The organism is Acinetobacter sp. UBA3461 (genome assembly GCF_002381195.1).
In the GTDB taxonomy this organism is placed as follows: Bacteria; Pseudomonadota; Gammaproteobacteria; order Pseudomonadales; family Moraxellaceae; genus Acinetobacter; species Acinetobacter schindleri.
Map to the genome: position 1 here is coordinate 39,011 of NZ_DFRO01000027.1, position 22,067 is coordinate 61,077.

At 40.1% G+C, this 22,067-nt stretch carries 18 protein-coding genes; 12 read left to right on the forward strand and 6 right to left on the reverse strand.

Annotated features, from left to right (window positions below):
• The first annotated feature begins 84 nt into the window (after window positions 1-84).
• A complete protein-coding gene (locus B3D47_RS07565; RefSeq protein WP_004891726.1) occupies window positions 85-411 on the forward strand; it encodes a DUF4870 family protein in 327 nt (108 codons plus the stop codon).
• On the opposite strand, the gene B3D47_RS07570 is transcribed toward B3D47_RS07565, so the two are convergent.
• Complete coding sequence (locus B3D47_RS07570) at window positions 408-1,283, reverse strand: 1-aminocyclopropane-1-carboxylate deaminase/D-cysteine desulfhydrase (protein ID WP_286861111.1); 876 nt, start codon at window positions 1,281-1,283, stop codon at window positions 408-410. The genes B3D47_RS07565 and B3D47_RS07570 overlap by 4 nt on opposite strands.
• A 176-nt stretch (window positions 1,284-1,459) precedes the next feature.
• On the opposite strand from B3D47_RS07570, the gene B3D47_RS07575 reads away from it, so the two are divergent.
• Both B3D47_RS07575 and B3D47_RS07580 read left to right on the forward strand, forming a co-directional pair.
• A complete protein-coding gene (locus tag B3D47_RS07575; RefSeq protein WP_163165205.1) occupies window positions 1,460-1,639 on the forward strand; it encodes an NF038215 family lipoprotein in 180 nt (59 codons plus the stop codon).
• Window positions 1,640-1,750: 111 nt separating this feature from the next.
• On the forward strand, window positions 1,751-2,374 hold the full coding sequence (locus B3D47_RS07580) for a LysE family translocator (protein WP_076754062.1): 624 nt from the start codon (window positions 1,751-1,753) through the stop codon (window positions 2,372-2,374).
• 66 nt (window positions 2,375-2,440) lie between these two features.
• Here the strand turns inward: B3D47_RS07580 and B3D47_RS07585 are convergent, their stop codons facing one another.
• The 4 genes from B3D47_RS07585 to metG all read right to left on the reverse strand — a co-directional run bounded on the left by B3D47_RS07585 (window position 2,441) and on the right by metG (window position 7,891).
• Entirely contained in the window at window positions 2,441-3,628 is a 1,188-nt protein-coding gene (locus B3D47_RS07585; protein ID WP_286861116.1) for an ammonium transporter, read from the reverse strand.
• Between the two features lie 449 nt (window positions 3,629-4,077).
• Complete coding sequence (locus B3D47_RS07590; RefSeq protein WP_286861118.1) at window positions 4,078-5,049, reverse strand: MBL fold metallo-hydrolase; 972 nt, start codon at window positions 5,047-5,049, stop codon at window positions 4,078-4,080.
• A 289-nt stretch (window positions 5,050-5,338) separates the two neighbouring features.
• Window positions 5,339-5,695 (reverse strand): hypothetical protein, encoded by a 357-nt coding sequence (locus B3D47_RS07595; RefSeq protein ID WP_004814739.1) that lies wholly within the window; start codon window positions 5,693-5,695, stop codon window positions 5,339-5,341.
• Window positions 5,696-5,833: 138 nt separating this feature from the next.
• Entirely contained in the window at window positions 5,834-7,891 is a 2,058-nt protein-coding gene (gene metG / locus B3D47_RS07600) for a methionine--tRNA ligase (RefSeq protein WP_004814741.1), read from the reverse strand.
• A 184-nt stretch (window positions 7,892-8,075) separates the two neighbouring features.
• On the opposite strand from metG, the gene B3D47_RS07605 reads away from it, so the two are divergent.
• The 9 genes from B3D47_RS07605 to B3D47_RS07645 all read left to right on the forward strand — a co-directional run bounded on the left by B3D47_RS07605 (window position 8,076) and on the right by B3D47_RS07645 (window position 20,219).
• Window positions 8,076-8,879, forward strand: a complete 804-nt coding sequence (locus B3D47_RS07605) for a hypothetical protein (RefSeq protein ID WP_004814743.1) — start codon at window positions 8,076-8,078, stop codon at window positions 8,877-8,879.
• A gap of 384 nt (window positions 8,880-9,263) precedes the next feature.
• A complete protein-coding gene (locus tag B3D47_RS07610) occupies window positions 9,264-10,013 on the forward strand; it encodes a hypothetical protein (RefSeq protein ID WP_286861124.1) in 750 nt (249 codons plus the stop codon).
• Window positions 10,014-10,293: 280 nt separating this feature from the next.
• The gene (gene apbC, locus B3D47_RS07615; protein ID WP_286861126.1) at window positions 10,294-11,577 is read left to right on the forward strand and encodes an iron-sulfur cluster carrier protein ApbC; all 1,284 of its coding nucleotides are present in this window, start codon (window positions 10,294-10,296) and stop codon (window positions 11,575-11,577) included.
• 438 nt (window positions 11,578-12,015) lie between these two features.
• Window positions 12,016-12,609, forward strand: a complete 594-nt coding sequence (locus B3D47_RS07620) for a LysE family translocator (protein ID WP_286861129.1) — start codon at window positions 12,016-12,018, stop codon at window positions 12,607-12,609.
• A gap of 125 nt (window positions 12,610-12,734) precedes the next feature.
• Window positions 12,735-13,304 carry a dCTP deaminase gene (gene dcd / locus B3D47_RS07625; protein ID WP_004814752.1) on the forward strand — a complete coding sequence of 190 codons (570 nt, stop codon included), beginning with the start codon at window positions 12,735-12,737 and terminating at the stop codon, window positions 13,302-13,304.
• Between the two features lie 234 nt (window positions 13,305-13,538).
• Complete coding sequence (locus B3D47_RS07630) at window positions 13,539-15,695, forward strand: hypothetical protein (protein ID WP_286861131.1); 2,157 nt, start codon at window positions 13,539-13,541, stop codon at window positions 15,693-15,695.
• 12 nt (window positions 15,696-15,707) lie between these two features.
• Window positions 15,708-16,433: a hypothetical protein gene (locus B3D47_RS07635; RefSeq protein ID WP_004814756.1), complete on the forward strand. Its 726-nt coding sequence runs from the start codon at window positions 15,708-15,710 to the stop codon at window positions 16,431-16,433.
• A 29-nt stretch (window positions 16,434-16,462) separates the two neighbouring features.
• Window positions 16,463-18,703, forward strand: a complete 2,241-nt coding sequence (locus B3D47_RS07640) for a DUF6160 family protein (protein ID WP_004814757.1) — start codon at window positions 16,463-16,465, stop codon at window positions 18,701-18,703.
• Window positions 18,704-18,815: 112 nt separating this feature from the next.
• Window positions 18,816-20,219 (forward strand): hypothetical protein, encoded by a 1,404-nt coding sequence (locus B3D47_RS07645; protein WP_004814758.1) that lies wholly within the window; start codon window positions 18,816-18,818, stop codon window positions 20,217-20,219.
• A gap of 55 nt (window positions 20,220-20,274) precedes the next feature.
• Here B3D47_RS07645 and B3D47_RS07650 read toward each other — a convergent pair whose 3' ends face one another.
• Entirely contained in the window at window positions 20,275-21,993 is a 1,719-nt protein-coding gene (locus B3D47_RS07650) for a proline--tRNA ligase (RefSeq protein ID WP_004814759.1), read from the reverse strand.
• Between the last annotated feature and the right edge of the window lie 74 nt (window positions 21,994-22,067).

Consider the following 22,067-nt stretch of genomic DNA (forward strand, 5'->3'; position numbering starts at 1 on the left):
TATTCATCACAACTGATTTGAAATACTGAAAAGCTGCTTCTATAGTTTTATACATGAGGATAGAAAGCCCCGGGAGAAAGACTGATGGCGAATATCGAACAATTAAAACAATATAATCTGATCACTTATATTCTGTATATTCTGGGCTTCTTTGTCGGCCTGACACCGATTGTTGCCATTATTATGAACTATCTGAAACGCAATGAAATGCGCGGCACCTGGCTGGAAAGTCATAGCGACTGGCAGATTCGAACCTTCTGGGTCAGTTTAATCGGTTATCTGATCGGTGGCTTATTAACCACGATTCTGATTGGATTCGGGATTCTGTTTGTAGTGTTTATCTGGCACATTTACCGTCTGGCCAAAGGTTTGATGGCTTTAAATAATAATGAGCCGATTAATCCAGTTTAATTTGCATGCAGCTCAGGGGTTCTGCCTTGCAGGCCTCCAGTATGAATAACCAATAGCTTTGATCCAGTAGGGAAATAACCCTTTGCAATCAGCTCAGTCAGGCCCATCAGCATTTTCCCGGTATAAATCTGTTCTAAAGTAATACCGTATTCAGCTTCAAAGTTCTGAACAAACTGAATCAGTTCAGCTGTAGTTTTGGCATAACCACCACAGCAATAGTCATCCATAATCTGCCAGTTTTTCTTGCGGGTCAGTTTGGCGACATCTTCTGTTAAGAATGTCCCTTTCAGTGCAGAAAAACCTAAAATGTGTTGATGATTCTGACTGGCTTCAATCAGTCCTGTAATTGTACCGCCTGTACCCACTGCACAACAGATCACATCAAACTGTCGATCTTCAGGTTTTAAAATTTCCTGACAGCCTTGAATAGCAAGCGTATTGGTACCCCCTTCAGGAATCACGTAATGATCTGGAAACTGCTGCTGTAATTCTGCCAAAAAATCGGGTTGCTGTTTACGTCGATAATCTTCACGGCTGACAAAATGCAACTGCATGCCAAAGTCTTGCGCGGTCTTTAAGGTAGGATTTAAGGGTTTTTCTTTAAGTTCTTCACCACGAATAATGCCGATACTTTCAAAACCAAACTGATGTGCCGCAAATGCCGTCGCTGCAATATGATTTGAATAAGCACCGCCAAAAGTCAGCAACTTTTTAAACTCTTGTTGTTGCGCTTGCAGAAAATTATATTTCAGCTTAAAAAACTTGTTGCCCGAAATCTGTGGATGCACCAGATCCAACCGACGTATGGTTAGTTGCATACCGTGTACATTCAGGGTTTGGTCTATGAATTGCTGGGCAATCGAATCAAACATGGCAATCTTAAAAGTGAGAACGGCAACAGTATAACCAAGTTGAGCGTACCCGAAAGTGACTTTATTCCTATTCTAACTACATTCTTGGATGATGCAGCTTGTCACAAAATAATTGAATAAAAAACAGACATAAAATGCTAATCTAAAACTAAGGGAATCTGTCAGGAGGGTAGCAAATGAAACATCTATCCTATGTTGTGCTTGCGTTACTTCTGTCCAGTCTGGCTGGCTGTGATAATGACAAAATGAATAAACCGAAAACTGACGTCAGAACCATGATCATAGGCGGAATGCCGGTACATGATCACGACTATCATTTGTCTAAACCGCAATTTATCGCCCAAGAGGTTCAGTAAACCTAAACTGAATATTTATTAGATAAAGTTAAGATTTTGCACCATAAAAATGCAGCATTCGTACTGCATTTTGCTTAGAATAGCGCAATCAAGATTTAACCGGGTTGTGTTGTGGAATCATTCTGGATTTTGGGCTCAATTGCCTTTGCATTAATGTTAGGCGCAATGAGCCCTGGGCCGACATCGATTTATGTGGCAAAAAATTCAATTGCTATTTCGCGTAAGCATGGCCTGTTTACGGCATTAGGAACCGGTACAGGTGCCGCCGTTTTTGGTCTGCTCGCAGTTCTAGGCTTACAGGCATTTTTACTGGCTGTGCCATCTGCCTATCTGGCTTTAAAAATCTGTGGTGGGATTTATTTGCTCTGGCTGGCATTTAAAATTATTAAACATGCCAAAGAGCCGATTAATGCCGATGAAGACAGCAATACCCAGATGTCACTGCGTCGTGCTTATACCACAGGCTTGATCACTCAATTATCTAACCCCAAAATTGCCATTGTATTAGCCAGTATTTTTACCGCACTTTTGCCTAAAGAAATTCCGACCTATTTCTATGTCGTGCTTCCGGTCCTATGTTTCTTTATTGATGCAGGATGGTGTTCTTTGGTGGCAGTTGCCTTGTCTGCAGAAAAGCCACGTCGTGTGTATTTAAAATTCAAAGCAGGCTTTGATCGTGCTGCAGGTGCAGTCATGACCGTGCTTGGATTAAAGCTGATCTTTGGTATGAAGTAATTATTTCTATAAGCTCCGCTATAGATAAAAAAGCCCTTGTGAAATAGGGGCTTTTTTACGAGAGCATTAAAAAATATTTTCTTCAGAATTCGCAGAAATGCGATGAATGGACAGGTCTGCACCTGTAAATTCTTCTTCCCGGGTGAGACGAATACCAATCCATACTTTGAGCAGGCCATAGATCAGGAAGCCACCTGCCAAAGCAACAATAATGGCGAGAACTGTACCAACTAGCTGTGAAATTAAAGAAACGCCACCCATGCCTCCCAGCCATTGCTGACCGAAGATACCCACAGTAAGACCCCCAAAAGCTCCGCATACACCATGCAAAGGCCAGACGCCAAGCACATCATCCACTTTGAGTTTATTTTGGGTATACGTAAACAATTTCACAAAAATCACGCCTGCGCTGATCCCGATAAAAAGCGCACCCAATGGATGTACCACATCTGAACCTGCACAGATCGCTACTAAACCGGCTAATGGTCCATTATGCAGAAAGCCCGGGTCATCTTTACCTGCCATTTTGGCTGCAATTGTTCCACCGACCATTGCCATTAAAGAATTGATGGCGACCAGTCCAGAAATAGCATCGAGGCGCTGGGCACTCATGACATTAAAACCAAACCAGCCGACAATTAAAATCCATGAACCTAAAGCCAAAAATGGAATCGATGAAGGCGGATGTGCTGTAATCCGGCCATCATTTTTATAGCGGCCATGACGTGCACCAAGCAGAATTACCGCAGCCAGTGCGATCCAGCCACCCATGGCATGCACCACCACTGAACCAGCGAAATCATGAAAGCTGGCACCAAACGCCTCAGCCAACCAGTCCTGGAAACCAAAGTTACCATTCCAGATCATGCCTTCAAAAAATGGATAGATCAGGGCAACCAGAAATAACGTTGCTAAAGCCTGCGAGCGCATTTTGGCCCGTTCAGCAATACCACCAGAGATAATCGCTGGAATGGCTGCAGCAAAGGTAAGCAGGAAGAAACAGCGCATCAGGTTATAGCCATGATCAGCTGCTAAGGTATTGGCATCATGGAAAAAATGCTGTCCATAGGCAATATAGTAACCCACTAAAAAGTATGCGATTGCAGAGATGGCAAAGTCAGTTAGAATTTTACTTAAGGCATTGACCTGATTCTTATGTCGAACTGTTCCAAGTTCCAGAAAAGCAAATCCTGCATGCATGGCAAGCACCAGAACTGCACCGAGAAGGAGAAATAATAAGTCTATATTTTGCATGGTGCGTTCCAATTTAGTGCGTAGAATCACAAAAGAAACTCAGTATATAGAGGCAAACTGATTCTAAAAGAGGCACTAGCAAGGGAAATTTTGATGAAGAATTTATTGAAATTAATAAGACTCGATATAAGGCATAATGTGACTTGTTTGCACCAAACTAAGACACTACAAGAGATGATAAATTTAAAATTTATACCTAATTTTTAAATATTTAGATTTATCGGACTCAATTGAATGCTAGAAATGAGTGCTAAAGGTGCACAATGAATGTGAAGCAATTTTTAAGAAAAAATTTAAAAAGTTAAGTGAAGTAGCGGATTTTAATTCTCAATCTAAACGTGATTTTTGAGTCTAAGATCTTTAATACTTATTGGTTAGGTGTTTATAAAATAAATGAAACCCTAAAAGCTTAGGGTTTCATAGCTGAATATTGCAATCACAGTATTCAATTAATCTTTAAAGTGTACCGGTATCCACTGATAGCTTTGACCATCTTTTGAATAGATATGCCCAATCCCGGGGAAAGGTAAATGTGGTGCAGCAATCAACTGACCCGCTTTGGCATATTCAGCAAAATGTTTAAGACGGGTTTCGACTGCTGCCTTAGGGTCTATATCAAAATCTACCGCTGTTTTTGGTGCATCAAACTGCAAGGTATGTGAATGCACGATGTCACCAATAAATACCACTTCTTGAGCATCGGTTTTCAGTTTAAAGCTGTAATGCCCTGGGGTATGACCGAAAGATGGCTTAAATTGAATATCACCCAAAGCGAAAGCTTTGTCTGAAAAGACCTTAATTTTTTTGGCTTTTTCATACGGTGCAAGTGCGGCTTTAATTTTCTCAACTGTGTCTAAAAATTTCTCTTGGTTTTCTTTGGGTAGTTTCTTGATGGTGTTTGGACTGAGCCAGTAGTCATATTCGGTTTTGGAAATATGCAGTGTGGCATTTGGGTAATTTGCTACACCGTTATTTGAGATGCCGCAGACATGGTCAGGGTGTAAATGGGTCAGGAAAATGCTATTGACCTGTCCAGGCTGATACCCTGAAGCTTTTAGGTTGTTATAGATTGAACCTAAGTGTGTGCCAAAGCAGCTTGCAGCACCGCTGTCGACCATTAGTAGTTGGTTGCCTGTATTGATTAAAAAAGCATTGACTGAGGTTTGTATGCCTTTGTCGTTGATGGCAGCGTATTTTTTGAGAATGTCAGTTTTTTCGCTGTCACTTACGCCTTTAAATAGTGCAGGGTTTAAGTAATTTGTGCCATCGAGCAGGGCGGTGATTTGAGTGTTGCCGATTTGGTGATGGTAGTAGCCAGCGACTTGTTTTTGCGTTGGGATGGTAGTTGGTTCAGCCGCTTGAGAGTTGAGCGCTAAAGTGCTTAGGGCGAGTGCGAGGAATAGGGGGTTAAATGTTTTCATGGGGTTCTTATAAGTTTTAAAGGGATGGATATTTTTTATCATACTTAGATATAAATTTTAAAATTTTTGAAAGCTCTTTCTCTTGCGTCACATATGGCTCAGGGAGAAGGTTGGGATGAGGGCATATACTATTTACCTTACTTTTGACGGATGAGAAATGCAACTTCGTAAGGTAACACCAATATTAATTTAATAATGGATTCTCCCTCTCCCTATGGGAGAGGGTGAGGGAAATCCCAAAAACAAAAAAGCCCCTACATCGTAGAGGCTCTCTTTTTACAACCAAAAATTATTTTTTACATTCTGGCTGTGAACGGTCAATTACTTGGGTGCCTTCAACACGGTAACCAATTTGCCCCACAATAAATGCTTGATTCAATTGAGTAATAACAACATCAGATAAAGCCACAGCACAACGATCTTTCTCAATTGCACGATCTACCGCTGTTTTGAAGTTAGGAATACCTAATGGGAATAAAACTACCGGAACCTTATCTTCACCTGTGACACGTTGACCTTTCACAAATTGGTTTGAGTTCAAGTTATAGTTCTTTGTAGAAGCTACGGTCATATCCGCCATACGAACTGAACAGCCTGTAAATGCAATTGTTGACATCGCTAGAACTGAAACTAGTAATTTTTTCATGCTTACCCCGAATAGTTATAAAAAATAAAAAGCGCTTTGATTTTATCGATATATTTTTTTAAAACAAGAAAATAAATTATATAAATGGTATAAAAAAGCCCCTACATTAGTAGAGGCTTTTTATTTAAGACCTACATCTTAAGACACTTTATCACCCGGTTTAGCACCAGATTCAGGTGAAATCACCCAAACACCTTCGCCATTACCCGCAGCTAACACCATACCGTTAGAAATACCAAAACGCATCTTACGTGGCGCAAGGTTTGCTACCATCACCACCAATTTGCCTTTTAAGTCTTCAGGCTTATAGAACTCACGAATACCACTAAATACGTTACGTGGCTCAGCCTCACCGACATTTAACGTCAATTGAAGCAGTTTATCAGAACCTTCAACCGTCGCAGCTTCAAGAACTTCCGCTACACGTAGGTCAACTTTCATAAAATCATCAATATTAATGATTTCAGCTTCACCCACTTTAGGTTCAGCTTTCTTCTCTTTGGCTTTCTCTTTTTTCATTTCAACTTTTGGTGCTTCTGCAGGGGCTGCTAAAGAGTCTTTAGATGCATCCACCATAGCAGCAACCGCTTTAGGGTCAACACGTTGCATTAACGGTTGGAACAATGCAATTTCATGACCCACTAACACTTGCTTACGTGATTCAAAGTTAAAGCTGTCTAATTGTAAGAACGCTTGAACTTGTGTAGCCAAAGTTGGTAATACAGGAGCAAGGTAAACCGCCAATTGACGGAACAGGTTAATACCCACAGAACACACGTCATGAACTTGTTGTTCTTCGCCTTCAATCTTCGCTAAAGCCCAAGGCTTTTTCTCATCGATATATTGATTCGCTTTATCTGCAAGCGCCATGATTTCACGAATTGCTGTTGAGAATTCACGTGCTTCATATGCTGCAGCGATTGAATCACCTGCATCAATAAAGCTTTGCACCAATTCAGGCTCTGCGCATGTTGCACTTAACTTGTTATCAAATTTGGTATTGATGAATTTCGCACAACGACTTGCGATGTTTACGACTTTACCCACCAAGTCAGAATTCACTTTTTGCACGAAATCATCAAGGTTCAAGTCAGAATCTTCAACTTTGTCCGAAAGTTTAGACGCGAAGTAATAACGTAGGTATTCAGGGTTTAAATGCTCTAAATAGGTTTCAGCTTTAATGAATGTGCCACGAGATTTAGACATTTTCTGACCGTTGACAGTCAAGAAACCATTGACGAATAGGCTTGTTGGGGTACGGTAGTTGGCACCTTCAAGCATTGCAGGCCAGAACAAGGCATGGAAGTAAACGATGTCTTTACCAATGAAGTGATAGACTTCATTTTGAGAATCTTTTTTCCAGTAATCCTCAAAGCTTAAGTCAGGGCGTTTAGTTTTGATGTAGTTTTCAAAGCTTGACATATAGCCGATAGGCGCATCTACCCAAACATAGAAATATTTGTTTGGTGCATCTGGAATTTCAAAACCGAAGTAAGGTGCATCACGGGAAATATCCCAGTCCGACAAACCTGCTTCAAACCATTCATCTAACTTATTGGCAATGGATACAGGTAAACGACCTTGGTCACGTGTCCATTTTTGTAGGTATTCACCAAAGTTAGGCAGTTTAAAGAAATAGTGATCTGAAGATTTCTCGACAGGTGTCGCACCGCTTAACGTCGATTTTGGATTTAATAGTTCAGTAGCGTTATAGGTCGTGCCGCAAACTTCGCATGAATCGCCGTATTGATCTTCCGCTTTACATTTCGGGCAGGTGCCTTTAATGAAACGGTCTGACAGGAACATGCCTTTTTCAGGGTCAAACAATTGCGTTACAGGGCGAACTGCAATATTGCCCGCTTCACGGTTCTTGATATAAATCTCAGATGCACGAGCCTGGTTTTCGGCACTGTTGGTTGAATCGTAGTGGTCAAAGTCCACTTTAAAACCAGCAAAGTCACGTTCGTGTTCTTTTTGTACATTGGCAATTTGCTGTTCAGGGGTAATGCCATTGGCTTCAGCACGCAGCATAATCGCCGTACCATGCGCATCATCCGCACATACATAAGTCACGTTATGACCCATTGCACGCATCGCACGTACCCAAATATCAGCTTGGATATAACCGAGTAGGTGACCCATATGGATCGGACCATTGGCGTATGGAAGGGCGTTAGTGACTAAGATATTACGCACGGATCTGACTCTCTCATTCGTATTTTATGCAATGGGCGGTAATTTTACATGAGATAGACATGACTTGCATAAGGCTTTTGGTGAATTCTTTTTCAATAACAAAGTTGCACATCGATGAAATGCTACTTTATAGCAGGATTATCAGGGATAATAGCCTATCCGCCATTTGCTTGAGTGCTTGACCATGTATGACGATTACAATGATTTTGAAGATGATCAACCAGTCAGACGCATTAAATCGAATATCAAACAACAGACTTTAGGCAAACGTATCCTTGAAGATGCGCAAAGCTATTTAGATCAGATCTCACAAGGCGAACATACATTTTTAATCAATATCTTACGTGAACTGGCACAACAAGATGAATATTTTAATGTCTGGGCAGATCAGCTCGATCAACCTGTCGGTTCAAAAGTGGCCAATGATGCACTTAACCTGATGCACTTTTGGCAACAGATTCATGCCTATGAAAATGTTAAAAGCTTTAATTTATTGGATGTCATTAACAGTGAAGCCTTTCAAAAAGATGTACTGACGGCTTTTGATGCGATGCAAATAGATCAAGCCCATAAAGCCTTACGCCGTCCCGTGATAGTTGAAGCCTTTAAAATGTATAAATTGGGCTGTTATGCAGGTTGTGTACCTTTGCTCTATGCACAGCTTGAAGGCTTGTTGACAGATGTACTCATTCAACAAGGTTTCTTAAAGCAAAACAGCACCAAGTTTGTCGATGTCTACAAAATCGTTCCCGGTTTAAAGGGCAATGAAATTAAGAGTCTATGGCATAAATCTAAAATCGCTGCAGAACTGAATCCATACTTTGCAGAACTGGCAGCCTATAAGATGGATTCTAGTTCGAACGTCACTGCAACACGCCACAACATTTTGCATGGCACAGATGTGGCACATTTCACTCAAGCGCGCAGTTTTATCCTGTTCATCTGGTTGTTCTCGGTAGTAAGTTTTATGAGTACCGTGCGTGGTTAAACTAAGGTCGCTTGATACCTTTAGTTTTATTCATTCTATAAACGTTTAATGTAGATCGATCATAAGCATCCTTTAGCTTGAAAAATCAGGCTATAACAGCATTTGAATAGGTAAGCTAAAGGAAATGCAATGTCATGATGACAGTAAAATACTAACCGATGGTGCAAGGAATAAGATAAATAGAATCTTCAAAATACAGAGCACCATCTCGTCCAGTTGGTGTTGATGAAAATTTAAGATCGTAAGGTTTGTGCTATCTGATGCAATGATCAGCAACAACATGTACAGGCTTTGTTGCAGTTTGCTTAATTCGCCCGATTCATTCTCTGCTTTATGCTAAATAATTGTCTGATAACTTATATGACTTACCTAAGGAGGGTACTCATGACTCAGAATAACCAGACAAGTACTTCTAAGCAGAACCAAGATAAACAGCAACATGCACGTGAAATGCATGATCAAATTGAAAAAGAGCAGAAGCAAAACGAGATCGACAAGCAGCACAAACAGGAACATCAGGAAGTATTAGAGGCTCAGAAGAACGGGGCGGATGATAAATCTGAAAAGCAGAGCGCTAATGACTCAGATAGTGAGCAGTCAGATAAAAAAAATGAAACGACCAAGATGGATGACTTAAAAGCCAAGGCGATTGCTATTGGTGAAGAGCTATTGCAGAAAGGCGAAAAGATTCTGAATGAGCTAAAAAATGGCAAGTCTGAAGCCAAGCAGAATGATGATGCAGATGATTCCAAACAGGCTGCGCATAAAGACGGAAAATCAGACCAGCAACATGGCAATGGTCAAGATCAGCAGGATCGTATGACTCATCTTAAAGATGAAGCCCTACATAAGTTTGATGATACTAAACAGAAGATTACTGAATTGGTGAATGAAGCTTCTGTCAAACTGGCTGAGCTGAAACAGATGGCCACCGATACGATGACTAAAATGAAAGAGAATTCATCTAAAGATCAAGACGCTAAAGATGACACCTCTAAGGAGAATACGTCTGATAAAAAAGAGGCTGCCAAAGATAAGGATTCAGAATCTGATGCAGACCAGTCTAAACAGGATCAAGGCAAAAACACCAAGGACCAGCAAGATAAGTCCGAACACAACAAAAATCATAAATAAGCTTTGATCGCACTGCCACTTCAACCATAACAGGGTTGAGGTGGCTGAATCTAATCAGACTCTTATTATAAAAATAATTATTCGCATACTAAAAACTACCTTATTTCTTATTCTCTTTCACTTTCCATTATTTCTATTCGCCACAAATTAATAAAACCAAGTAAAATGGTTGGAAATTGAAAATATCTCCCTCATCTTAATGGGCAGAATGCTTAACCTTAAGTGAAAAGCCCGTTAAACTAAGCTATTTAGATATCGATCTACATTTTTGGAGTAACCTATGTCGTGGCTTTCTTCGCTTAAATCGGTTTTTTCGCCTTCCAAGGAGGTGAACGAAGAAGCTGTGCAGAATGTACTGCAAAATTATATCTTGCCAAATTCTAACAATGCCTTGAAAGATCGGATTACTCAGGTCAATGTACAAGGTGAGATCTTACAGATCACGATTAATACCTATCCTGAAGAAAAAGAGCAGCTACAGCAGATTCATGATGAACTGGCTGACGCATTGGAAAAATGTGGCATCAAAGAACTCAATATGCATGTGATCCAGCAAAAAACGGGGCATAAAAAAGAGGGCGGGTGCGGGCATCATCATGCTGAAGGTGAAAGCTGCTCTAGCCAGCCGCAAACCACAGTAGCACCAAAATCGAATTTACCACCCGTGGTGGATGCATCTGCAAGCACTGATGCTGTAAAGCAGGCGAATGAAAATTATCAACCGCAACAAGAAGAGGCGCCTATTCAAAAAGCTGCCCCGCAACAGCGTGATGTGCCGAAGCATCCACGTATTCAAAATGTGATTCTGGTGTCTTCTGGTAAAGGTGGTGTGGGTAAATCAACCACAACAGTGAACTTGGCCTTGGCTTTACAAAAATTGGGTCTAAAAGTCGGTGTACTGGATGCGGATATTTATGGTCCAAGTATTCCAACAATGCTCGGTAATGCGGGTAAAACTCCAATGATTGAAGCTGAACACTTTGTACCATTAGATGCCTATGGCCTGGCGGTGCTGTCAATTGGTCATTTAACCGGTGATCACAATACACCAGTCGCATGGCGTGGTCCAAAGGCAACGGGCGCATTGATGCAATTGTTTAATCAGACACTTTGGCCAGATCTTGATGTTTTGATGATTGATATGCCGCCAGGTACAGGGGATATCCAGTTGACTCTAGCGCAGCGTATCCCAGTCACTGGCGCAGTGATTGTGACAACGCCACAAAATGTGGCATTACTGGACGCTACCAAAGGAATTGAACTGTTTAACCGTGTACAGATTCCAGTCATGGGGGTGATTGAAAATATGTCGACTCATATCTGTTCAAATTGCGGCTATGAAGAACAGATTTTTGGTACTGGTGGTGGCGATAAATTGTCAGAACAGTACAATATTCCACTACTCGGCCGTCTGCCTTTAAATGCTGTAATCCGTGAAAATGCCGATGCCGGAACGCCGTCAGTGATTGCTGGAGATGAAGCTGCTGATAGTTATATGGCAATTGCTGAAAAAATTGCAGCCAAACTGCCAAAGGCTCAAAAAGATCAGTCCCGTATTTTTTAATAGAGATCATTGATTAAAACCTCAGTCCAGGCTGGGGTTTTTATTTTAAAGCTGACAGTAAAATGAAAGTATTTCCTAGCAAGTAGGCCCAATAAAAGCAAGAAAATAAATTAAGACAATAAGTAGAAATAAGCTGAGTGACTTTGAAAGATTTGAAGATGAAAAAATCAGAAATGTATTATTAGATGAATCATTTTAAAAATATAAAAATTTAATTTTTGAGTCAGTGTTTTCAGTAGAATTTTCTCATGAATAAGTGGGAGTCAACTAAAATGACTCTATCGTATATCACTTAATTTCAGCATTATTTTCATATAAGTGTTTGAATTTAATTTATAATTTAAATTATTCCAAAAAATTATAATTCTTCTTACAAATAAGATTTTGCAGGTAAAAATATTCTGATCTATGCTGCAAGCATTACAGCGAGGTCAACCCATGATTTCTTGGTTATTTATTGGTTTAGTAGTCACAATTTTATTGACTCCAGGCCCAACCAATACCTTATTGGCATCTTCCGGGATCCATGCAGGTTTTAGGAAATCATTTTATCTTATTCCTGCTGAAGCATTAGGTTATCTGCTTGCGATCAGTTTTTGGGGAATCCTGATTGGCAAGATTTCAACCCATCTGCCAGCTTTACCGAATATCCTGAAATTATTTAGCGCCTGTTATATTCTCTATTTGGCAATCAAGTTATGGCGTACAGCAGAAGTTGCTGACAGTTTGAGTCAATTTACCATTCGTGCCAGAGAGCTATTTTTAGCAACTTTACTGAACCCTAAGGCCTTATTGTTTGCATCGGCAATTTTCCCCGTAATTGCATGGCAGAACAGTTATTACTATGTCTTACATATGCTGATGTTTATAGGACTATTAATTCCAATTGCAGTTTTATGGACATTCTTCGGTACTTTACTGGGTCGTAATAATAATCGCTGGCTTAACCAAAAAAATATGCAAAAGACCGCGTCATTAGTACTGATGAGCTTTTCTGTACCGCTGAGTTATTCAGCGATTATGAGTCTGTAACTTCACTCAAAAAATCTTATTAAAATTTCAAAGTAGCATCAAGGAAGAACACTTATTTTCATTGAGGTGAATTTCAGTTAAAGTACGTCGCAATAACTGAATTTAAGATTTTTGGATTAGTACCAATGGCAATTAAGTCTGATCGCTGGATTCGCGAAATGAGCGAAAAGCATGGCATGATCGAACCTTATGCAGAGAACCAGGTTCGTTTTGATGAAAATGGTGAAAAACTCATTTCTTATGGTGTATCAAGCTATGGTTATGATGTTCGTTGTGCACGTGAATTCAAGGTATTTACCAATGTGCATTCTGCGATTGTAGACCCGAAACACTTCGATGAAAAAAGCTTTATCGACATTGAATCTGATGTGTGTATTATCCCGCCTAACTCATTTGCGCTTGCACGTACTGTAGAATATTTCCGTATTCCACGTAATGTACTGACTGTTTGTCTAGGTAAATCTACCTATGCGCGTTGCGGTATTATTGTGAATGTAACGCCACTTGAACCAGAGTGGGAAGGTCATGTCACCCTTGAGTTCTCAAATACGACGAACCTTCCTGCACGTATCTATGCGGGTGAAGGGGTAGCGCAGATGCTGTTCTTTGAATCTGATGAAGTTTGTGAAACTTCATACAAAGACCGCGGCGGTAAATATCAGGGCCAGACTGGTGTGACTTTGCCAAAAGCATAATTAGTTTAAAGTATTGAATAAACGGGGCTTAAGGTCCCGTTTATTTTTTGAGTTTTCATTCATCGGAAACTTGGCTATTCAGCACTTTGATTTTTGCATCTGAATGGAAAATAAGCATAATGGATGCAGAAATCTAATTAAAAGATGCACGATGCATCACTCAAAAATAGACATAGCAGCTGGGAAGCTGAAAGATAAAGATGCGGAGCATCTGATAATAAAAGGACAGTGAAGATGATTTTGAACGGTAAACATTCCATCTTTAAAAAATCATGTTTAGCAAGCATGGTGAGTTTGTTATGCATGCCTTCTACCTATGCTTTGCAGCAGTTATCAGATGAATCTTTAGCAGATACGACAGGGGAAGGGATCGCACTTACTCTAAATGATTTCAAAATGGTATTTCAGGCACCGAATGATGTGTCGGCAGGCTCTAGTTATGCCCGCGGCATTGATAATCCTGGTCAAGCAGATACAGGTTTTATTCGCATTATTCCTACAGGGGAGAATTATACCCAGTTAGGGCAGCGTGCCTATGACCGTGTCTATGCGGATACTTACAATAAAAGTGTATTACAGGGGAAAGCAGATCGTAATTATAATACGTTGTATAAAAATACTTATGACACCACTTATAACTCACAATATTCTACATTATTAACAAGTTATAGCGCTAATATCGAGACTGATGCTGAGGCAAAAAGAGAAACTTTTTTATTAGAAACACGTGAAGCACTGCTCAAGACTCCTATTATGCAACAATACTATACACAACGTCTTGCAGATTATCGAAATGGGACATGGGGACTGGATGGATGGACACCTGCATCTTTAAAAAAAGATGGTACAACTTCGCACAGAATGCTGCCTGTAAGTAATGATCCTACAGGTATTTTAGAATTAGAACAAAAAGCTAAAGACTATGCATTGGGTAATACCTATGAAATGATTAATTTACTTTATGGTCCAGGTGCATTGACTGCTAATAGTGACCTTACAAATTCGACATTTTATAAAAGTCTAACTAACTTCGTCAGATCCGATCAAATTACTGCAACAGTTAATAGTCTGATTTCTAATGAAATTACTCGAGAGCGTCTTGCTGCAGAGTTACGTGCAAAATATAATGCCACTCAGCTCGCTGAAGATGCTGCAGACGCAGCAACGCAACAAATCTTGGCATTAATTATTGCGGCTGCTGAAGCCAGCGCATTACAGGCGGCAGCAAATTCCCCGGTCAAATCCTTAAAGACCAAGGCAGATGTTTTTATATACGGTCTGGCATTATCTAAAAGTGATGGCTCATTAAGCACACGTTATAGCAATGAAGGGTTTAACTGGGGTTCAGCTGAAAACCCTTGGTTATTCCGTGCAGGTACAGAGAGAGTTAAACAGTTTAAAAATGCAGATAAAAACATCGGTTATCTAGCACTAGAAGCACCATTGGCATTAATCCCTCAATATGCTACTGCAGATGACAACAATATAAAACTAGGTTTCTGGACGGATATCTTTTCTAGAAGTCTGGATTCAAGTAACCAGATTGATCCAGCAACAGGTGCACCGACTTCAGGTTTAGAGTTAGATCAACGGCTACGTATGCAAGTGGTGGCCAATGGCTTAAGTCTAAATGGTTCGCAAGTCCGTTTATTCCAAACAGCTGAATCAAATGATGCAAACTATAATAAGACTTTAGGCTTAGCCGCATTATTACGTTTGAATACCAATGATAATCCAGCGACATTGAGTAAACTTGATTCAAATCTGGATGCACGTGGTATTCGTATTAGCTCAGCAGTTGAAAACGAAGATAATACGGTCGTTACACCTGCTATGGTGCGAGGTACACCAGCCCCAATTTTTGAAGAACAGGAAGGCTTGTATTTATATAGTCCTAATATCAATCTTGTCCTCGGTAATATGTATCAGCCTTTTATAGTGGGTTCAGAAGGTAATAATATTATTTTGGAGGTTACCCGTATTCCAGATATTCCAGAAATTTACAATAAAATCTACCAGAATTATAAGAGTAGTAATTTTAAACCGGGTGATACTGCCTATAACACACAATATGGTTTGACTGAATACTTAGGAACCAGCAGCCTAGAAGGGTCTACCTGTAATGTGTATACCTGTGGCACAGCAATTAAAGCCAATGATCGGGATACGGTCGCAAAATATCAAGGGCGGAATGCAACTCACAGTAGTATTTCAATTGGTACTGTAGATCATCTGCCAGGCAACCTTTTAGATGCAAATAAAGGCGACAATGCGACGGGAATTATGTTCAAGAGCACCGCAGCAAATGGAACCGAGTTTAAAAACTTTGGTTCAGTGGCAATTGATGGGGTGCTGATCCAACATCTAAAAATTAAAACGACAGGACTATAAAGGGAGTTAGCCATGTTAAAGAAAATGACCTTAGCGACCTTGATGTGTGTATCGTTATCTAGCTATGCCAATTTAGTGAATTTAGATCAACAAGAAATGAAAGAGGTAGTTGGACAAGGGGGGGCAGACCTAAGTTGGACCTTTTCTTTAAATCATCGATATGCTACTAACCCAAATCTTAAAAATATTCATGGAATTGAAAACGGCATTGCAACTGTATATTACGATTTTGATGCAAATTCATGTGGTACAGATAATCTGTTCTGTCGTTTGGCTATTTCACCTAATAATCATGTGGATGAGGATGGCAATAAGAAATGGCTGGTTTTTAAAGATATTCAGGGTACCTTGCAAATTGACCGTTTTTCTATAGATGGCGCTACTATCATTAATTATCGGAATATTCCCCAAGCTGCGATGCAAGTCACTTTTTATGATGAAAGTCCGCTTAAAATACGTAATCTTGGGTTTAGTACCTTAGCGGTCGAAACAGGGACTACAGACGAGGCAGATAATAAAGAAGAAGGTTATTTAAATGTCGATAAATATGACACATACGTAGAAAAAATTACCGATATTAACGGAAACATTACAACTGCAGAAAAAGCAGTTCCTCAATTTGATCTTGGACAAGAAAAAGGTTTTATGGGGCTCAATGTGCATGGCAATATGCATATGTCTGGAAAATTGAAAATCTTTAGCTATAACTGCTCAGGTGGGGCACAAAGCCGTTGCTAAAATCTTAAGTGAAGGATAAGGATATCAATATGAAAACAAAAAAAATGCAATTAAAACTCCTCACTGTATGTGTATTTTTAGCACAACAAACCTATGCTTTAGAGGCTATCCAAGATCAGGACTTAGGACAAGTTACAGGTCAAGACGGGCTTAGCCTTACCCACGAAGTTTCAAAAGTGTACATTGAACAAGCCAACTGGCTTGATCCTACCGGTGATCAGAATGTACAAAGAGGTTTGGGGCTGCATCAAGTAAATGTATCAGGTGTTAATAACAATCCTATAGTGAGCCAATTACATCTTGATGTAGGTGCAACAGAGGTCGGCACAGGGATCAGGCTGGCATTTAGTGTTGATCCATTTAATGCAGAGGCAAACTTAAATATTGTTGAAAAAAACTGTAGTGAAGCAACGTGTCATGCTATCAATCGGAATGTGGCAAATGTAAGTAGCTTGGGTAAGTTGGGTATACAAACCAACTCTCCAATAAAAATGCTTTTAGAAACACAAGCAGGGCTATTTAACAGTAAAGAGCTCGCTTATCTAGATTTTCAATTGCAAAATGCGAATATAAGTCATGCCTTAGGGAATAATAAAACCCTATTAAAAGACTTTAATTTTAACTTCTCTGGTTTTGGATATATGTCTGTAAACCAGCATGAAGGTATTGTCCTAAGTACATACAATACTGCAGAAAAACCGAGTATTAATAGTGAAACTAATATTGTGCATTTAGGACGTGTTGCTGATAACACTGATGTGGCAGTGGGACGTTCTGGCGCTACTAATCCTGGTATAAATCTGGATTTGCGTTATGTAACCCAACAAGATGCAACTTCTAAAGCAGTAGTCAAAAATATTATGCGTATGGGCGCATCAGGCGATATAACCAACGCAAAAATATTTATGAATGGTAATCAGTCTAATATTACTAAATTTGGAGTCAATACCAATGGTCAGACTTACAATGCTTTAACAGGTTATGAAAATATCACCAATACTGGTGGCTTGCATTTGGGTATATCCACTGATTTCACCAATGCGTCCAATAGCCAAAATACACCAACAACATTAGAAATAGGTCATACAGGGAAAGGAAGTTATGCAATTGAGTTTTCTAATTTAAGGGCACTTACAAAGCAGCAAAATGCTTATATTGATTTTGGTGATATTTATGTCAATACGATTTCAGGTAAAAGCTTAGATTTTCTGATAAATGAAAATTTAAAAAATACCTTAATGCAGAATGATCATATTCGTAAGCAAAATCTAAAGTCTACTGAAAATTATGCCTTTATAGCAGTACGTGGCATGGACTTTCAGTCAATCGCCAGTAAAGCGCGCTTTATTTCAGACAATTCGATTGCCGCTCTTACAGGCGATGGTGGTTCTTGGGGTATAGGTATTCCAGTCTATAACCTGAATGCCAATGTAGCTTTGACCGGTACAACTTATAATGGTAAACAGGGGATAGCTTACAATGTTCTTGCATTAACCGAGGGTTATGGTATTGATGCTAAAACGGGTTTGCCAAGTACCACCTCTATTCTTTTAATTGATGGTCAAAATGGCGTACATGGCGAAGCTGTGAATTATTATGCTGGTTTACGTAACATTGATGCTCTGATTCAAGCTGAAGGTGTGATTAGCTATGAAGATAGTGGACTATATATTCGTGCAGATGATTTATTAATTGCAGCACAAGCGGAATTAGCCATTGGCCAATTGCCTGGTTCAAAATATAACTGTACTTCAGGATCTGCGCTATGTGGTGCTGTAGTTGCTAACGATAGCTTCTCAAAACCTGATGATGTTTTGACTACGATTGCTTTAAAACTAGATGGTTCAGGTGAACTACGCATTATTCCAGGAGTAGATCCGACTCCTGCTGATCCTGATAGTAACTTCCTTGGATTGAAAGGTAATTTCAAATTTAAAGATTTAACTGCTGCGCAACGTAATGATGAGAATTATGTAGGTAGTTATTTTAGTTTAATCAACAAAGATATTGGTGAAAATGGTCAGGTTGTACAAAGTTCAGCATTAACTTTGAACAGTCTGGAAGGAAATTTAGGTTTTAATACAAAAGTTAAATTAAGTACAGATACAGTGACCTTGGATAGTCAGATTGACTTGAATCATACTAAGGATCTGGCAACCCCATTTAGAACCAATTTCGCAATGACCACTAATAATACTATGCAGAATATGGCATCAATTGCGTTAACAGGTGGAACGATGCGTAGTACTTTAGGAATAACGCCACGTTAAAAGGGTCATCTTCTTACAGAAGTGTGCTGTGTCACATACTGGTAAGTAAATAATGAAATGTTAATGAATTATTGTTCTAAATTGAGTAACTGATACTTCATGGGATTATAAGATGAAAAAAATAATAATGAGCAGTCTTGCATTTGCAATACTAGCAACATCACAGCAAGGGATTGCTCTAACTGCTTTAGCGGATCAGGAACTGGCAGCAGTAGAAGGCCAAGCTCTTTTAAATATGCAGACTAATTATGATTCAGGGCAAGGTATCAAGTTTCATAAACTAGGCCTAGAAGCATTAATGGAACTTAATGTTAATATTAAAAGTCTCCAATTGGGCTGTGGTGGGATGAATGGTGCAAATGCCTGTGATATTGATATTTCCAATATATCATTAAGTGGTCCAGCAACAGGGCAAAAGACCGATGGCTCTCCAAGTTTTACAGGTGAGCGTGCTACAACCAGTGCTCAAATTACCAATCCATTTATTGAGTTTGCAATCAGTGGTAATCAGACAGCTACACGTGAAGTTGTGGGTTTTCGTCTAGGTGCAGAAGAAATTTTAGGCTTACTGACCTTGGGTACGGACAATATTCCAGATCCAAAAGATGGAATTAAAAGCTTCAGTGGTTATATGAAAATGGCTCAAACTGAAGGTCACTCCTATACTAAGGCTGCAACCTTTGGTAATGCATCAGATCAGAAAATTAGTGGTACATTAACCGCTTTAGGACAAGACCGTACTTATACCAGTAAACCTGGTGCTGAAGGCCATACTGGAATTACTGTACCTTCGATGCGTGCAGATTTTGTGATGCCAGAAACAGTCGTAACAGGTAAGCGTCTTAACTCAGCAGTTGTTTCTGGTATTCGTTCTACTTTAACATCTATTCCACTTGCTGCATCAGAGAGTGGTTCTTATGGGCCTGACGTAAATGGTACACCAGACTTTTCTAAAGACCAGCTATATGTCACGTTTCCTGCTCTAATTTCATTAGGGAGTATTGAGGTCGGAGATCACTCATTCTTTAAAATGGCAAAAGGATCAACCTTAGAAAACTTGAATATGGATATTACCTTTGTTCAAGCCTTAAATATGATTCATAACATTCCATTATCCGGTACAGGTGGATATCTGTCTTTGCAAAGCCGTGATGTGCAGTGGTTGGGCGCTGACGATAAAGATATAGCAAAAGCCGGGTGGTGGATGTCGTTTAAAGATCCCATTGACTTGGGATACTTAGAAACAAAAGATTTGGTAGATGTGTCTGCTGTATTGCCACAAGTTGCTAAAGCACTGACTACTGAGCTGATGGCAAGTTATCATAATGTAGATGTATCAGTGATTGAAGCGCTGGGTTCTTTAGCAGGCACCCCAATTGAACGAAAAATGAATATCAATGTTGGCGCCTATACAGGATATTATACTGGACAGCCTGCGCGATTAACCTTACAAAATCAGGTCTTGCAGAACCAGTCGGTTACATCTAACTGTTTCGGCGGGCACAAGTTCTGTTAATTTCAAACATAAAAAAATCCCGCACTTAGCGGGATTTTTTATTTCCGGGAAAAAATTATTTTGCAATTTTTACTAATAATTCTTCTTTAGAAAGGTTGACTGACTCTGCATCACGGCGACCTTTGTATTCAAAAGTGCCTGCATCCAGACCTTTTTCACCAATCACGATACGGTGTGGAATACCAGTTAGCTCAAGGTCAGAGAATTTTACGCCTGGGCGTTCATTACGGTCATCTAGCAGTACGTCATAACCTGCAGCTTGAAGCTCTGCATAAAGCGCTTCAGCAGCTTCTAAAGTACGCGGTGATTTGTGTGCATTCATCGGCACAATGGCAACTTCAAATGGTGCAATTGCAGCTGGCCAGATGATGCCTTTCTCATCATAGTTTTGCTCAATTGCAGACGCAACCACACGAGTCACACCGATACCGTAACAACCCATCGTTACAGTAAATGGCTTACCATCTTCACCAAGGACTTTACAGCCTAACGCTTCTGAGTATTTTTTGCCTAACTGGAAGATATGACCGACTTCGATACCACGCTTGATTTGAAGGGTGCCTTTACCATCTGGAGATGGATCACCTTCAACTACATTACGCAGGTCATAAACCTCAGTAAATTGTGCGTCACGGTCCCAGTTTACACCAGTCGCATGCTTGTCAGCTTCGTTTGCACCTGCAACAAAGTCCGACAGTACAGAAGCAGCCCGGTCAGCAATGACCGTAATCCCTTTTTCTACCAGACCTTGTGGACCTACAAAACCTGCCGTTAAGCCAAGTTCAGCAAGTTGAGCTTCAGTTGCAAACGCTAAAGGAGCAGCAATTTGTGGATGCTTTTCAGCTTTAATTTCATTCAGTTCATGGTCACCACGAAGGAACAAAGCAACGACTGGAGCAGGTTGACCAGCTTCTTTTGCAACGCCTTGAACGAGGAGAGCTTTCACTGAATGTGCAGGATCAGTGCCCAGGAAGTGAGATACATCAGCAATGGTTTTTTGATTTGGCGTGTCAACAACTTTTAATTCTTGAGCAGGTGCAGCGCGTTCACCAACCAGAACTGCTTCAGCCATTTCGATGTTGGCTGCATAATCCGATTCAGTCGAGAATGCGATGTCATCTTCGCCGCTTGAAGCTAGGACGTGGAATTCGTGAGAACCTGAACCACCGATTGAACCGGTATCCGCCTGTACTGGACGGAAATTTAAACCTAAACGAGTAAAGATCTTGCAGTACGCATCATACATCTTGTCGTAAGTTTCTTGTAGTGATTCCTGATCCGCATGGAAAGAATATGCATCTTTCATGATGAATTCACGTGAGCGCATTACACCAAAACGTGGACGAATTTCGTCCCTGAATTTAGTCTGTACTTGATAGAAATTGGCAGGCAATTGCTTGTAGCTTTTTAACTCATTGCGCGCAAGATCAGTAATGACTTCTTCGTGTGTAGGACCAAGTACGAAATCATTGGTATGACGGTCTTTGAAACGAAGCAGTTCAGGACCATATTGAACATAACGGCCAGATTCTTCCCAAAGTGAAGCAGGCTGAGTTACCGGCATCAACACCTGTAATGAACCAGCACGATCCATCTCTTCGCGAACGATCGCTTCAACTTTATTTAATACGCGAACGCCCATCGGCAGCCAGGTATATAAACCTGAGGCCAACTTACGAATCATACCGGCACGAAGCATTAGCTGATGTGAAATAACTTCAGCATCGTTCGGGGTTTCTCTCAACGTTGCAAATAAAAAGCGACTCGCGCGCATGGAAACTGTCCTAAAAAAATTAAGCGTTAAAGCAGAGATTATACAATAAAAAATGAGGTGAACATTTCAGAATG